12 protein-coding genes are annotated in these 13,748 nt (G+C 45.0%); 5 read left to right on the top strand and 7 right to left on the bottom strand.

All coding sequences use genetic code 11. The features are described 5' to 3' along the window. Window positions 1-5: 5 nt before the first annotated feature. The 5 genes from QZW82_RS18030 to QZW82_RS18010 all read left to right on the top strand — a co-directional run bounded on the left by QZW82_RS18030 (window position 6) and on the right by QZW82_RS18010 (window position 5,139). A complete protein-coding gene (locus QZW82_RS18030; protein ID WP_293150645.1) occupies window positions 6-1,439 on the top strand; it encodes a transposase in 1,434 nt (477 codons plus the stop codon). A gap of 59 nt (window positions 1,440-1,498) precedes the next feature. After that, window positions 1,499-3,013: an NADH-quinone oxidoreductase subunit M gene (locus QZW82_RS18025; RefSeq protein WP_293150643.1), complete on the top strand. Its 1,515-nt coding sequence runs from the start codon at window positions 1,499-1,501 to the stop codon at window positions 3,011-3,013. 172 nt (window positions 3,014-3,185) lie between these two features. After that, window positions 3,186-4,352, top strand: a complete 1,167-nt coding sequence (locus QZW82_RS18020) for a CO2 hydration protein (protein WP_293150641.1) — start codon at window positions 3,186-3,188, stop codon at window positions 4,350-4,352. A gap of 195 nt (window positions 4,353-4,547) precedes the next feature. Further along, a complete protein-coding gene (locus QZW82_RS18015; protein WP_293150638.1) occupies window positions 4,548-4,772 on the top strand; it encodes a hypothetical protein in 225 nt (74 codons plus the stop codon). Continuing rightward, window positions 4,765-5,139, top strand: coding sequence for a type II toxin-antitoxin system PemK/MazF family toxin (locus tag QZW82_RS18010; protein ID WP_293150635.1), 375 nt, complete (start codon window positions 4,765-4,767; stop codon window positions 5,137-5,139). The genes QZW82_RS18015 and QZW82_RS18010 overlap by 8 nt, the downstream gene beginning before the upstream one ends. Before the next feature lie 393 nt (window positions 5,140-5,532). Here the strand turns inward: QZW82_RS18010 and QZW82_RS18005 are convergent, their stop codons facing one another. The 7 genes from QZW82_RS18005 to QZW82_RS17975 form a co-directional block, all read right to left on the bottom strand. Continuing rightward, window positions 5,533-6,252 carry a PHP domain-containing protein gene (locus QZW82_RS18005; RefSeq protein WP_293150632.1) on the bottom strand — a complete coding sequence of 240 codons (720 nt, stop codon included), beginning with the start codon at window positions 6,250-6,252 and terminating at the stop codon, window positions 5,533-5,535. An 84-nt stretch (window positions 6,253-6,336) separates the two neighbouring features. Beyond that, window positions 6,337-6,507, bottom strand: coding sequence for a hypothetical protein (locus QZW82_RS18000; RefSeq protein ID WP_293150629.1), 171 nt, complete (start codon window positions 6,505-6,507; stop codon window positions 6,337-6,339). Then, window positions 6,507-9,020, bottom strand: coding sequence for a bifunctional serine/threonine-protein kinase/ABC transporter substrate-binding protein (locus QZW82_RS17995; protein WP_293150626.1), 2,514 nt, complete (start codon window positions 9,018-9,020; stop codon window positions 6,507-6,509). The genes QZW82_RS18000 and QZW82_RS17995 overlap by 1 nt, the downstream gene beginning before the upstream one ends. Window positions 9,021-9,561: 541 nt before the next feature. Then, on the bottom strand, window positions 9,562-9,732 hold the full coding sequence (locus QZW82_RS17990; RefSeq protein WP_293150623.1) for a hypothetical protein: 171 nt from the start codon (window positions 9,730-9,732) through the stop codon (window positions 9,562-9,564). A 13-nt stretch (window positions 9,733-9,745) separates the two neighbouring features. Continuing rightward, entirely contained in the window at window positions 9,746-10,984 is a 1,239-nt protein-coding gene (locus QZW82_RS17985; protein ID WP_293150620.1) for a HetZ-related protein, read from the bottom strand. Window positions 10,985-11,516: 532 nt separating this feature from the next. Continuing rightward, the gene (gene dtd / locus QZW82_RS17980; RefSeq protein WP_293150617.1) at window positions 11,517-11,972 is read right to left on the bottom strand and encodes a D-aminoacyl-tRNA deacylase; all 456 of its coding nucleotides are present in this window, start codon (window positions 11,970-11,972) and stop codon (window positions 11,517-11,519) included. A gap of 176 nt (window positions 11,973-12,148) precedes the next feature. After that, window positions 12,149-13,294, bottom strand: a complete 1,146-nt coding sequence (locus QZW82_RS17975) for a GTP-binding protein (protein ID WP_293150614.1) — start codon at window positions 13,292-13,294, stop codon at window positions 12,149-12,151. Between the last annotated feature and the right edge of the window lie 454 nt (window positions 13,295-13,748).

Below are 13,748 nucleotides of genomic sequence, written 5' to 3'. Positions count from 1 at the left end.
AAAAAATGCAACTCACGTACAAATACCGCCTCAAACCTACAAAAGCCCAACTAACAACTATTGTGGCTCATTTAGAACTCTGCCGTCGGCAGTACAACTACCGACTCGGCGAAAGATTTAGGTGGTGGGAAGCCACGAGAACACCTATCAACGCCTGCCCATTGATTGTTTCGATAGTCCCGATTGAGGAAATTTATCAAAATATTCCCTTAACTAGGGTGCAAACTAGGAACGGCAGAAAAAAGGATGAGTCAGGCAATTCTTTGACCAATAAAGGTGATGTTTTCTCGAACATTGAAAGCGGATATGTACAGTGGCAAACGATACAACTTGCCGACCTGAAAAACACCAAAAAACTATTTCCTGACTACAAAGCGTTGGATTCTCAGGTTTTGCAAGATGTCGTCAACAGAGTTGAAACTTCCTTTTCAAATTTCACCACGCCAGATAAAAACGGCAATCGTAGAGGGAAGCCCAGATTCAAAGGGCTTAACTACTACAAATCCTTCACTTATCCTCAACTAGATAACTTAGATATTGTCAAGGACGAGCAAGATAGGATTTGTATTAGTCTCGTCAAAATAGGTCAAGTGCCTATGGTTTTCCACCGTCCAATACCAACAAAGTTCAAAGTTAAGACGGGTACAGTTATCAGAGAAGCGGATGGGTGGTATATTTCCCTAACGCTAGAAGATAAAACGGTTCCCGTAACGGTTGCAGAAATTCAACCGACGGTCGAAAATTCTGTTGGTATTGATTTGGGAATAACCAATTACGTTTACCTATCCAATGGGGAAAGGGTTGAGAATCCTAGGTTTTTAAGGAAGTCGGCTGAGAAATTAGCAAGACTTCAAGCGAAGTTAGCTAATAGAGTTAAGGGTTCTAAGCCTTGGAAAGTTATCAAGGACAAGATTTCCAAACTCCATCAGTTCGTAGCTAGAGCTAGATTAGATTTTCAATTCAAAACTGCACATGAGTTACTTAGCAAGTGTGAAGTTTTAGTTGTTGAAGACTTGAGTGTTAAAAATCTAACTAGACGCGCCCAGCCTAAAACTGACATTGAGAATGGCAATTTGGTTTATTTGCCGAACGGCCAGTCAGCAAAAAGTGGCTTGAACAAATCGATGCTTGATGCTGCTCACGGAAAATTCGCCAGCGTTCTCAAATATGTTGCTGGGAAGTTAGGTAAAACTGTTCTATTTGTTGACCCCAAAGGAACTTCTCAACATTGCTGGGATTGCCTCAACAAAGTTCCGAAAGAATTATCAGATCGGTGGCATTCTTGTCAGTGTGGAGAATCCTTGGATCGAGATGAAAATTCAGCCAAACTTATAAAGAAGATTGGATTGAGTTACGAAAGTGGCGGGGGAACTCCGTCACTCAAAAAAGCCTTTGAAAAAAAGGAAAAAGAAGCCTGCGGTCTAACTGTACTCAGTTGACCGTCAGGTTAGTTCACATATAGTTCTAAATATTGTGTAATAAGGGAAAGTTTTAATTAATGCTCAGTGCTTTAATCTGGATACCAATGTTGGTCGCCGCCCTGATTGGGTTTTGGCCCGGTGCGATCGCCTCTAAAATAGTTCGGAATGCCGCGATCGCCATTGCGGGTGTAACTTTTATTCTATCGGTGTTTGTGGCAGCTCAGTTTGATGCCAACAGCAGCCAATTACAGTTTTCGGAATTTATTCCTTGGATCGATGATTTGGGATTTAATTACAATCTCGGCGTTGATGGTTTGTCTCTGCCCTTGGTAATTTTAAATACCCTACTGACAGGAGTAGCGATTTACGCTACGGATGAGGCGATCCGCAGACCTCGACTTTATTATTCTTTGATGCTGTTAATTAGTGGTGGCGTCACGGGAGCTTTTTTATCTCAAAACTTGCTGCTATTTTTCCTGTTTTTCGAGGTAGAACTAATTCCGCTTTACCTGTTAATTGCAATTTGGGGAGGCGAGCGCCGAGGCTATGCAGCGACTAAGTTTTTAATCTATACGGCATTTTCGGGAATAGTATTGCTGGCTGCTTTCTTGGGTGTAGTTTGGCTGAGCGGTGCTTCTAGTTTCGATATGGTTGGTGCAGCCGGTGCATCGCATTTGGAAGGAGGCTCGCCCTTGCCTTTGGTCAGACAAATTGTATTGCTGGCTGGGATATTGCTGGCCTTTGGAATTAAGATTCCCTTGGTGCCTTTTCATACTTGGCTTCCGGATGCTCACGTAGAAGCTTCGACTCCGGTTTCAGTGCTGCTGGCGGGGGTGCTGTTGAAGCTGGGAACCTACGGGATGCTGCGCTTTGGTATGGGTTTGTTCCCGGATGCGTGGGCGGTGGCTGCACCTTGGTTGGCGAGTTGGGCGGTGGTGAGTGTGCTTTACGGGGCTAGTTGCGCGATCGCCCAAAAAGACATGAAAAAAATTGTAGCGTACAGTTCGATCGCGCACATGGGCTACATTTTGCTAGCTAGCGCCGCAGCTACTGAGATTAGTATGATAGGAACTGTGTTGCAAATGGTTAGCCACGGTTTAATTTCAGGGTTGCTATTTTTGAGTGTCGGGATTGTTTACAAAAAATCCGGCAGTCGCAACATAGATGTGCTCAAAGGTTTGTTCAATCCCGATCGCGGTTTGCCGGTAATTGGCAGTTTAATGATTGTCGGCGTGATGGCGAGTGCCGGCATTCCCGGGTTGTCGGGATTTATTGCTGAATTTTTGATATTTAGGGGCAGTTTACCAGTGTTTCCCATCCAAACTTTGCTCTGCATGATCGGGACTGGTTTGACTTCAGTTTACTTTTTAATTATGGTCAACCGCGCCTTTTTCGGCCGCCTTTCCGATTTGGTAGTCAATTTACCGCAAGTGCGCTGGGGCGATCGCATTCCTTCGCTAGTTTTAGCAGTAATCATCGCCATCATGGGAATACAGCCCGGAGTTTTAGTGGCTTTGAGTGAGAAAACTGCGATCGGCTTAGTATCGACAGTACCCGCACAAGTTAAACAAGTTGCTCAAAACTTAGAGTGATATCTTTCATAGGTATGTAGTTGCGCTTCAGCGCCGGCCGGCGCTAAAGCGCAACTACATACCTAAAACATAGTTATTCAATGTAGTTGTGCGTTGACTCGCTCTCATGAACCCTCAAGCGCAACTACGAACCAAAGCTAAAACATAGTTATTCAATTAAGGTTCAAATCAAATGACAAGTACAGTATTAAAACCATCTTCCCATCCTCTAGCAGCCTACATTGACATCTTGGAATCAGGCAAAGCTTTGCTTCCAGAATCTACCGAAAATGTAGTAGAAGTTGTCGGCGTACTCAAAAGTTACGGTGTAGTTCTAGATGCCTATTCCCGCAATTTAAACTACATCGCCGAAGAACAATTTTTAGTGCTTTTCCCATTTTTCAAATATTTCAACGGAGAAGTGACTGCGCCGAAATTAATGCGCTATTTGTGGCACGATCGCATAAATTTTGAGTATGCCGAATATTGCATGAGAACCATGATGTGGCACGGCGGCGGCGGTTTGGACAGTTATTTGGATACTCCAGAATTTAGCAATTTGGCCGAAAAGGCGATCGCAGCTAAACTCAAAGGCAACTTTTTGATGCAGGGACTGCACAAAGCATTCCCGGAGTTTTTGCCGGAACAAGTGCGGATGTTGGCTTATTACACGGGTTTGGGGCAGTTTTGGCGAGTAATGAGCGATTTGTTTATCGATTTGTCCGATCGCTACGAAGCCGGTACAATTAAGTCGATCGCAGAGATAGTAGATTTCGTCTTAGCCGGTTTAGTAAGCGCCGCAGCGTTACCAATCACCTACAGCGTCAAGATTCGCGGCGAAGTCTACGATATTCTGCCCGCATCTGCCAACTTAACCTTTTTAGCAGATGTAGCAGTACCTTATGTAGAAGCAGTTTTCTTTAGAGGAACAGCTTTTTTTGGCACAGTTTCCTACAACGCGCAAGCACATCAAATCCCAGAAGAACAAAAAGAATTTGCCTACGGGGCTTTGTTTGCAGATCCTTTACCCATCGGAGGTGCAGGAATTCCGCCAACTCAATTGATGCAAGATATGCGGCATTATCTCCCGGATTATTTGCACGAAATTTACCGCACTAGCTGTCGCGGCGAAGACGATGTGCGCGTGCAAATTTGCCAAAGTTTTCAGAAGTCAATGTTTTGCGTAACAACAGCCACTATTTTCGGTTTAGCACCTCATCCCATGAACACCTCCGATCCTGAGGAGAAAAAAGCTAATCGGGCTTATTTAGAAGGTTGGATGGATCGATTTGGCACTTCTCGCTTGGATTGGGCAAATCAGCCAACTATCAGGGCTTGTCAGTTGTTCCCGGAAAGATGAAAGAGGCTGGGTGTCTGTTGTTACGATCGGGAGCGGAGGCAATCTCGATCGCACTTCAGCACGCCACATCTATGAAAAGCTGGGCTTCGGGCTGTTAGCTCTTCTTGAACCTCTAGATTCACATTGCCAAAGGTTGTAGCATTGGTTAGTATGATAATACAGTCATACTCGTCAGTCGCATGAACTTAGTAAGTTATGAGCAAAAAAGTCAGTATTACTTTGGATGACCAAATTCTAGATTTTGTCGATCGGCTAGCAAGCAATCGTAGTAGTTTCATAAATGAAATTCTCTGGAAGGAAAAAAGGAGGATTATGATGGAAGAGCTGGAAAATGCTTATAAAGAGCAGGCTAACGATCCTGATTTTCAAGAAGAGATTTCTGTTTGGGATGTTGCGGTAGGCGATGGTTTAAATGCCTAACGGGACATTAACTTATAAACGAGGAGAAATATGGTGGATCGATCTAGAACCCACGACCGGTCATGAAACCGGTAAGCAGCGTCCTTGTCTAATTTTGCAGAATGATGTTGGCAATCAAAATGGGACAACTACAATAGTTGCCCCTTTATTGCCTGGGAACAAAACTTTTCCATTCGTTGTGAATGTTGTTCCAACCCCGCAAAATGGACTAAACGGAGAACGATACATAAACTTAAGTCAAATGAGAGCTGTAGATGCTCTGAGAATTAAAAACAAACAGGGAGTTTTAGAAGATTTTTATTGGGAAGAAATTGAGAAGGCTGTCGGTATTGAGCTGGGTTTTAGTTGGGTATTTAAAGAGGGATGATTGAGGTTTCGTTTTCTCGCTCGTTTAGGAATGAGAATTAAATAACTTACCATTTGATGATTATTGTGGGATGGGCGTCCCGCCCGTCCTCATCTGGACGGGCGGGACGCCCATCCCACTTTCAAAAGTATAAATTATTTAATTTGCGATTCTAAGTAGTCAAGTTATTAATTTTTTTTCCTAACCAAGGTTTGTAGTGCGGACTTCAGTCCGCTTTATGCTGCGGACTGAAGTCCGCACTACAAACGACTGCTTCTCCGCAGTGAGGGCAGTCATAAAATAGATACCAAACAAGTCGTTTGTCAAAGACAGACTGACCGAAAAACATCTGTATGTCTTTGCCGCAATTCCCGCACAGTCCGTATAAATCGCAATTTATAATTTCCAAATTACCTAGATTCGGACAAGAAGACTCAGGCCGTGAGAATCAGTTCCACAAGTTCCCAGCAAACCATGGGTTTCAGCTAAATCTTTGACTAAAGCAGTTTGTTTGGGACTCGGTTTCCAAGGATTAGGATTGCCGTAAGCATAGTAAACTTCTACGCCGTCAATGCCAAGACGGGCTGCTTCTGGAATTAGTTGATCTGCGATCGATCGATACCGACAAGGATGTGCTAGAACTGCTAAACCTCCTGCTTCCTGAATCGCTTCAATTACCTTGGCTGCGGAATAAGAAGCGTGGCCTTCAGTGCCTTTACCTCGCAAGTAAGGTGTGAGACTGGGATGTTCAGGATCGAAGGCGTAAGCGAGAATGTGTACGTCGTTTTTGAGCAATTCAGCGTTAATTTCAGCGCCCGTCCAAAGAGTCGGCGCTGCGGTACTCCTGTCGGGATGCTTTAATTTCCAGTTATCCAGCCAAATTTGAGCTTGAACGTAGCCTTTGGTGCTGTGGTGATCGGTGATAGCGAAGCCTTTGAGGCCGCCTGCTATGGCTAGTTCCATCAACTTCTCTGGCTGCAATCGACCGTCGGAGTAGACTGTGTGCATATGGAAGTTATAGGAACCCGGACAGCTACCGGCATCAATTGTCTGCCAGACTTGTTTGAGTGCCGAGATATTCTGGGATTCTGGTTTGAGGCTAGAACTTGTTGAGGGAGCGAGATTGACCGTCATAAGCATTATTATAAAAAAAACTAGCTTTGTTAACTATATCTAATTTTTTCTTTAAATGTTGGGGGCGAATCCCCGCAGGTACTTTCAACAGTTGACAGTTGAGAGTTGACAGTTGAGAGTTGACAGTTGAGAGTTGACAGTTGAGAGTTTGAGAGAAACCTCTACCCTTAAGTCTGAGGATTGAAGTAATGAACAGTCTGAGTTTAATTTTTCCCGGGCGGGCGGGCTTTCAACCAATTCTTTCTGGTAAAGCATTAGTCGCACTTTAAACCTGCGGCGGTGGCTGTCGGAAATTCGATCGGCACAAACGTCACACCAAATTGTTCTCTAGGACACGGAACAATGTGCGCTAAAGCTTTAGGAGGGTTTTTTCGATTTCCCGTTGTCAAGTCAAACTCAATTATACCCGTGGCACCATCAGCTTTAAAGTCTGGAGATGCTAGGGTTTTTTGCATTCCTTCACGGCTGGGTTCTGGCTGTAATTCTAGGGATTTAATCAGCGTTTTAGCTGCATCGTAGGTTAAAGCCGATCGAGTATTGACTGGGCCTCCCCACAATTTTTCAGCATTAACTGGAAACTTTTTATCAAAACTGATTAACGGATGCCAAAACACGGATACGGCGAGTTTTTTTACAGACTTTAGCTGTTTTGCTGCTTCTAAAGTTCGCGGATCGTACAGAGTCCAAGGGCCAACAATCCACTTGAGATCGTCGTTGATTTTGATCGTATCGAGGGCGTGTTCGAGAGAATTAGTGACTTGACCGTCGGGAAAGAGAGCTATGGCTGTTATTTTGGCTTTTTCAACTTCTTTGATTGCTGCTTCGGCGTTAAAATCATTTTTAGATAAATCGAAATTACTGGATCTAAAAGTCGAACCTCCTTCGGCTTCAAATTGCTTTTTAAATTCTTCCCACAAGGAAGCGCTAAACGGACTATTGGGATTGTAAAAAACCGCAACTCTTTTTTGACCGACTTTAATCAGTTGATTTGCTAAGCCTTCAGCTTCTTTGCTAGTTGTTGGGGCTGTCCGAAAGAAAAATTTCCGAGGTTTGCGCGTTAGTTCTTCTGTTGTGCTTCCCGGAGAAATGGCGACCAGTTTATTTCGATCGTAAATATCTACTGTTTCTACCGTCATGTCACTGGTGTAGTGTCCGATGACTGCTAGAATATTTGGTTGAGTGACTAGGTAATTTGCCCTTTGAACTGCGTAGGATTTGATATTGGCGTCATCAGCAATGATTACTTTGAGACCTTTTCCTTTAATCGATTTTGCTTCGAGAAAGCCTTGACCGGGAAAATCTCGATCGCTGTTATTTCCAGACAGAAGACCTAAATTCACTTCGGTTTGAGCTTGACCAATACCGCGCAGCAGTTCTTCGGCTAAACTTGCATTGACTATAGTTCCCGTCCCGTCCCGATCTCGGCGAATGGGAACAACAATTGCGATCGTATAATACTCTGCACCTATCGCCTCCAGCAGAGCATTGTTGGTGTAAATTAAAGTTTCTGGATCTCTGCGGTCTTCCCGCCAGGACTGTTTGAACAATTTTAAAGCTTCAGGATAATTTCCGCTGGCAAATTCATTTATTGCCCTTTGTTTTGACCAAAGGGCGGAGGTTTCTACTAGGAGTCTTTCGCCGGAACTTACACGTGGGGAGGGTGTAGGTGAGGATGTAGGTAGGGTTGGTTGCGGCGAATTTGTCTGGATTATGGGAAATTTTTTGATGTTTGAAATTACGATCGCCCCTGCCGCCATTACCGCAACACCCAACAGCAGCCAGCGAAAGCGCGATCGCCCCTGCGGCGGAGTTTTGCCTGACTCGGGTTTTTGGCTGGGTGGTAAATTCGGGTTTGGCGAAACTTCAGTAGCATCAGACGAGATCGAATTCGGCTGAGGTTCGGGTAATAGAGGCGATCGCATATCGTCTAAGTCTTGCAAAACCTCCGTTACAGATTGATATCGATTTATATAGTGGAAGCGAACCATGCGATCGAGAATATTTTTAAAATTATCGCTCACTGGTAGCGGAGTGCGATCGCACGTCGAGTCATGCCAGATTATTTCACCAGCACCATCGTAGTTTTTGAACTCTGTGGGATGCTTTCCGGTGAGAGCTTGAATCACGATCATCCCTACAGAGTAAATATCATTACAAGCATGGGCAGTACGTCCATTTGATTGTTCGGGAGACATATAACCGCTGGTGCCGATCGCCTGCGATGTGAATATTTTACCTGTAGAGTCAGCAGTAAAAGTGCTGATTTCTTTGACAGCCCCAAAATCAATTAAAACAATTTTGTTATCTGTTGTGCGCCGAATTAAGTTAGAAGGTGTAATATCGCGATGAATAATATTTTGTTTATGAACGAACTTTAAAATTTCCAGAATTTCCAGCAACAAGGCGATCGCCCGATCCTCTTCCCAGTGTGTATCTGGAGTGAGTTCTTCCTTGAGCTGATGTCCTTCAATGTATTCTTGAACCAAGTAAAAATGGTCATTTTCTTCAAAGTAAGCGAATAATTTGGGAATGCACGGGTGATTGCCGAGACAACCCAAAGCACTAGCTTCCTTGTTAAATTGCGTCCTTGCCTTCTCCAAGACGTGCAGAGCGTTCGATGAAGGAAAAGAAATTTCCTTAACAACGCACTCGGGATTTCCGGGTTTGGCTAGATCCTTAGCCTTGTAAGTAATCCCAAACCCTCCCAGTCCCAATTGCTGGATAATTTGGTACCTTTCGTGAAGGATATACCCTGGCTCTAGACACATATATTTTTCAGCACCTGTTGACTGGCTCCGGTCTTTGATGTTGATTATACGCTTTTTTGTTCCTAGATACACTGTGGCAACATATCAAGTTCGTCTCTGCCCATATCAAAAACATGATAACTTTCAGCAATTTATCATTTCCAGTTGTCACTGACCAATCAATAATGATGATTGATAACTAATGACTAATAACTAATGACTAATAAGGATCTATTCGATACAACTTCATATAAAAATGGTATCAGTCATACCTCATCTTTTGGAGACAAGCTATATATCAAATCCAGTATCTATAGCCTTTCTCAAAAAGATGAGGTACGTCAGAGAGCTGGTATAACCGCTTAGACGTATAGGGTTCGCATCCCAACAACATACCTCATCTTTCTGATAACCGCTATATATTCTCTCTGTGTCCTCTGTGCTCTCTGCGGTTAAATTATTTTCATATGGCCGCAAACTATATTACCTGTTCGATGGTATAAATATGATAATAATTAATCGCAAAAACAAATTCCCAGGCATGACCTGGGAAGGTAAAACTTTAATAAAAATAATGTTGTTTTAATAAATTGAATTTGCCAGAAAGCGGCGATAATTTGGGTAATAATTGAGCAGCGCTGGTAGATTTGAGAGCGGACTGCGGGGCGGGCATTCCGGTTCCGGTGCCGCACCCGATCGCATTTTCCAATCTCAATAAAACACTTGCGTTCATGTTTGATCACCCGTTATGCTTGGCTGCTGTTGCGAGTCTGGCTTGCCAGATCCAACAGTTGTGCCCAACGTTTTTGGACTTGTTTGGGGGTGCAGTTGAGTGCAGTGGCGATCGCCTTGTCGCATTCTTGATTCCGCTTCATTGCTAACAGTTGTTGTTGTTCGGGCGACAGTTGAGCGCGAAATGTTTCCCATTTGTCGGAAGTCATGCCCAGTTTTTGATCGACATCAGCACCCAGCCATTCGTGGACGAGTTTCCAGTTTTGAGTGCGGGCAAATTTTTCGACGTGGTACTTAAACCGTTGTTGCAAGTAGTCGCGCTGGCGGGAGGACAAACCGAGAACGCGATCGATTTCCGAAGCCGAAAGATCTTGCAATTTCAAAGTCAAGTAGCTCACACATTCGGGCTGATTTTGGGATTCCAGATAGGCGATCAATTCGGTGACTACTCGATCGCGCAACACAGCATCAGCCGGATCGACAGTTTCCGAAACCATTTGTTCGCGCACTTGTTGCAGCGCCGGAGAGCGGCTGTACATTTCTGCATCTTCTCCCTTGCCGGATTCTACAGCCATTTCAATGTCGATCGCAGTTTCGGGAGGTTGGCCCTTAGCAAATCCTTGAGCGCGAAGCACGATCAGGCGTTGGCGGTTGCGGCCGGGTAAACCGATTTGGCGCTTGGCGTATTGTTCGGTAAAAGCCATGTACTCAGCCAATTCAATCTGAGTGCGGGGCTGGTAGGTGGCGTCGAGTTGGTGTTCGCGGCGGAAGGCGCGCAGAGATTCGATGTAAAAGCCTTGCAAAAAGTCTTCAATCATGTTGTAGCGAGCTTGGAAGTTCAAGTTCGATCGGAAAGAAGCAACATGACGGTAAATCATTGATGCGAGGTGAGAGTGCAGTTGAACGCGGCCTTGTTTGGAACCGAGGCGATAGAATTCGAGAGTTTTTTGCAACCGGTGTTCGGCCAAGGTGATTTGCCAAGCTTCAACTTCGCCGGAAACTTGGATGCGATCGCTTTTTTGGCAAATCCGTTCGACTTCCTTAGCAATTCGCATCGCCACTGCTTGAGCGCTGCGGCTGGCAGTTTTCATTTCTGCTTCCAACTCTTTGAGGGCGAATTCAGCCAAAGCCAGGACATCGATGCTGGAAACTGTATTGATTTCGGCGGTTTGTTCGGTGGAGGTAGCCGGAATGAAGTTGAGGTTAGAAACAGTGTTGCAGTTGACGGGGTTGGTGGCAGTTGTGACAGTCATGGCGTTTATCGGGTGGTAGCGCACAGCGTGCGAGGACATTTTTCAGGGAGCGAGGCGGCAGTTGCTGGCGGTTTCGCTTGGCACGGCTGATTCAACTCTCTATGTATTGAATATAGGGAAATACAGATAGGCACAGTGATGCCAGTGTTCCACTCTCTCATGCAACATTTTTTGGCTGCCGAATCTGATTTTAAGCGGTGGCTGTTGAGGATTGATTTTATTGCCTTCAAAGCCTGACTGTACAAGCATTCTGAGCTGTTATGCGGGTGTGGCGATCGCGACAAAGATTGACGGTGTTCCGGGGCCGCTGAGTGGACAATTTAGCAACTGGCCTTTTGAGGGGGTTTTCGGCGTCGGAGATTGCGGAATTGAGACTCGGCAGAATGTAGCGAACTGCACTATCTTCAGAACCTACGCTACAGCAGTTGGGAAACCCGGTCAATTTAGAAATTTTCTTTTAAAAGGGGCAACGGCTTTTTTTGAACGAACCGCGAAGACGCAAAGGACGCAAAGGAAGACAATAGAAGAGTATTCACCCTGCTTCTCTCTCCAACACCAAAGTCACCGGGCCGTCATTATCTATAGATACTTGCATCATGGCTCCAAACAAGCCTGTTTCGACTTTTAACCCGCTCTGGCGCAACTTTTCGACAAATTTGTCATAAAGTTTTTCGGCGGTTTCTGGGGCGGCAGAGCGATCGAACGAAGGGCGCCGACCTTTGCGACAGTCGCCGTAGAGCGTAAACTGACTGACAACGAGCAACTCGCCGCCGATGTCTTGTACGGATTTGTCCCAGCGGCCGCCGTCCCTGGCTGAGTCGGGAAACAAACGCAATTCTAGGCATTTTCGGGCCATCCAGTCGAGTTCTGCTTCGGTGTCGGTGTCTGCAATACCTACAAGCAAGTTGAGTCCGCAGCCGATTTTGCCGATAATTCGATCGTTCACTTGGACTTGAGACGATTTGACTCGCTGGATTATGACTCGCATGGGAAATTTAAAACAGTCCTGGACATATATAAGAATGAATTCTTAGGTACGTAGTTGCGCTTAAGCGCTCTTTCCGATATCCCGGAAAGAGCGCTTAAGCGCAACTACATACCTGATTTCAAAAGCGAAGACAGCGCAACTACGTACCTGGATTTAATGTGACAGTTGCGTCCAGGTTAGTTTTTCCCGAATCCTTTGCCGCGATTGGGTGCAGGCGTGCAGAGACAATTTTCGATTTGCGATCGCAAAGTCTCGATATCCAAACCCTGACCGATGAGAACAAGCTGGTTTTTTGGCTCACCTTTCCACTCGTCGTCATCTATTGAAAATCGCTTGCCGCTCAAGTGGAAAATATGCCGTTTCGGACTTTCTTCAAACCACATAATCCCTTTCGCACGAAACACGTTTGTTGGCATTTGGTGGTCTAAGAAATATTGAAATTTCCTCAGAGAAAACGGCTTGTCACTCTGGAAAGAAATTGAGGTAAATCCGTCATTGTCTAAATGGCCGGAGTGATCGTGATGATCGTGTTCGCTATGATCGTGATGACCGTGATCGTGATGATCGTGATGACCGTGATCGTGATGACCGTGATCGTGATGACCGTGATCGTGATGGTCGTGATCGTGATGATCGTGACTGCTAGCAGTTTCCTCAGATTGGAAATATTTGTCAGATTCAAACAATCCGACGCTAAGGACTAGGGGTAGGGGAACTTGCGATTTTACTGTTCGCAAAATTCGAGCACCTTCTTTGACATCGCGAATCTTAACTTCCAGCAAATCTAAATCTGCTTCTTCAACCAAATCTGTTTTGTTGAGAATAATAATATCGCCGTAAGCTATTTGACTGTAGGCTGCTTCTGAGTTGAACAAATCTAAGCTGTAGTTGGCTGCGTCTACTACTGTAACTATTGAATCTAGACGGGTCATGTCGCGCAGTTCTGTGCCTAAAAAAGTCATCGCTACTGGCAGCGGGTCGGCGAGTCCGGTGGTCTCGACTACTAGATAGTCGAGCTTTTCTTGACGTTCTAAAACTTTGTAAACTGCATTAACCAAATCTTCGTTAATCGTGCAGCAGATGCAGCCGTTGTTCAGCTCGACCATGTTGTCGTCTGTAGTAACAATCAGTTCGTTGTCGATGCCGATTTCACCAAATTCATTGACTAAAACTGCTGTTTTCAAACCTTGCTGGTTGGTCAGGATGTGGTTGAGCAGGGTTGTTTTGCCACTGCCGAGAAATCCTGTAATGATTGTAACGGGCAATCCGTGTTTGGGAGCTTCCATCGCCGTTTCTGTCTCGGACTGAGTTGTAGATTGCATAGCTTGACTGTCAAATAATGTCGATCGCACTTTCCTTGTGGTTCTTATTGTATCTTATTTAAGCTCAGCCCCCATCAACCCGGTTTCTGGGAGAAATTTTGGGTTTGGCGGCATGGCATCTACGCATCAACCGCAAATAAGCTTCAGAGTACGAATGCTATTGGCTTACAGCCTGTTTTTCCGGTAAATCCAGCGGCGACAAATTTGGGGCAGACAATCGCTTCGTGCGATCGACCAATTCCCCCTGCTCTATGATGGTTTTTGCGATCGCGCTACTTAATTCAGTTGACAGTTGACAGTTGACAGTTGACAGCGACCTCTACCTAAAAAGGTAATTGCTCAACTAGGGGAAAAAATGGAGCCATTAATAGAGAGAGCTTGTTGAATAGATTGATAAGCAGTTAAACCCTGACGCTTCCCAGTATTAACAACCGAACGAACGGCCGCAAACAAA

The organism is Microcoleus sp. bin48.metabat.b7b8b9.023, assembly GCF_013299185.1.
GTDB lineage: Bacteria > Cyanobacteriota > Cyanobacteriia > Cyanobacteriales > Microcoleaceae > Microcoleus.
The sequence above is the reverse complement of the archived record's forward strand: the minus strand, read 5'-3'. Positions and strand labels throughout refer to the sequence as shown.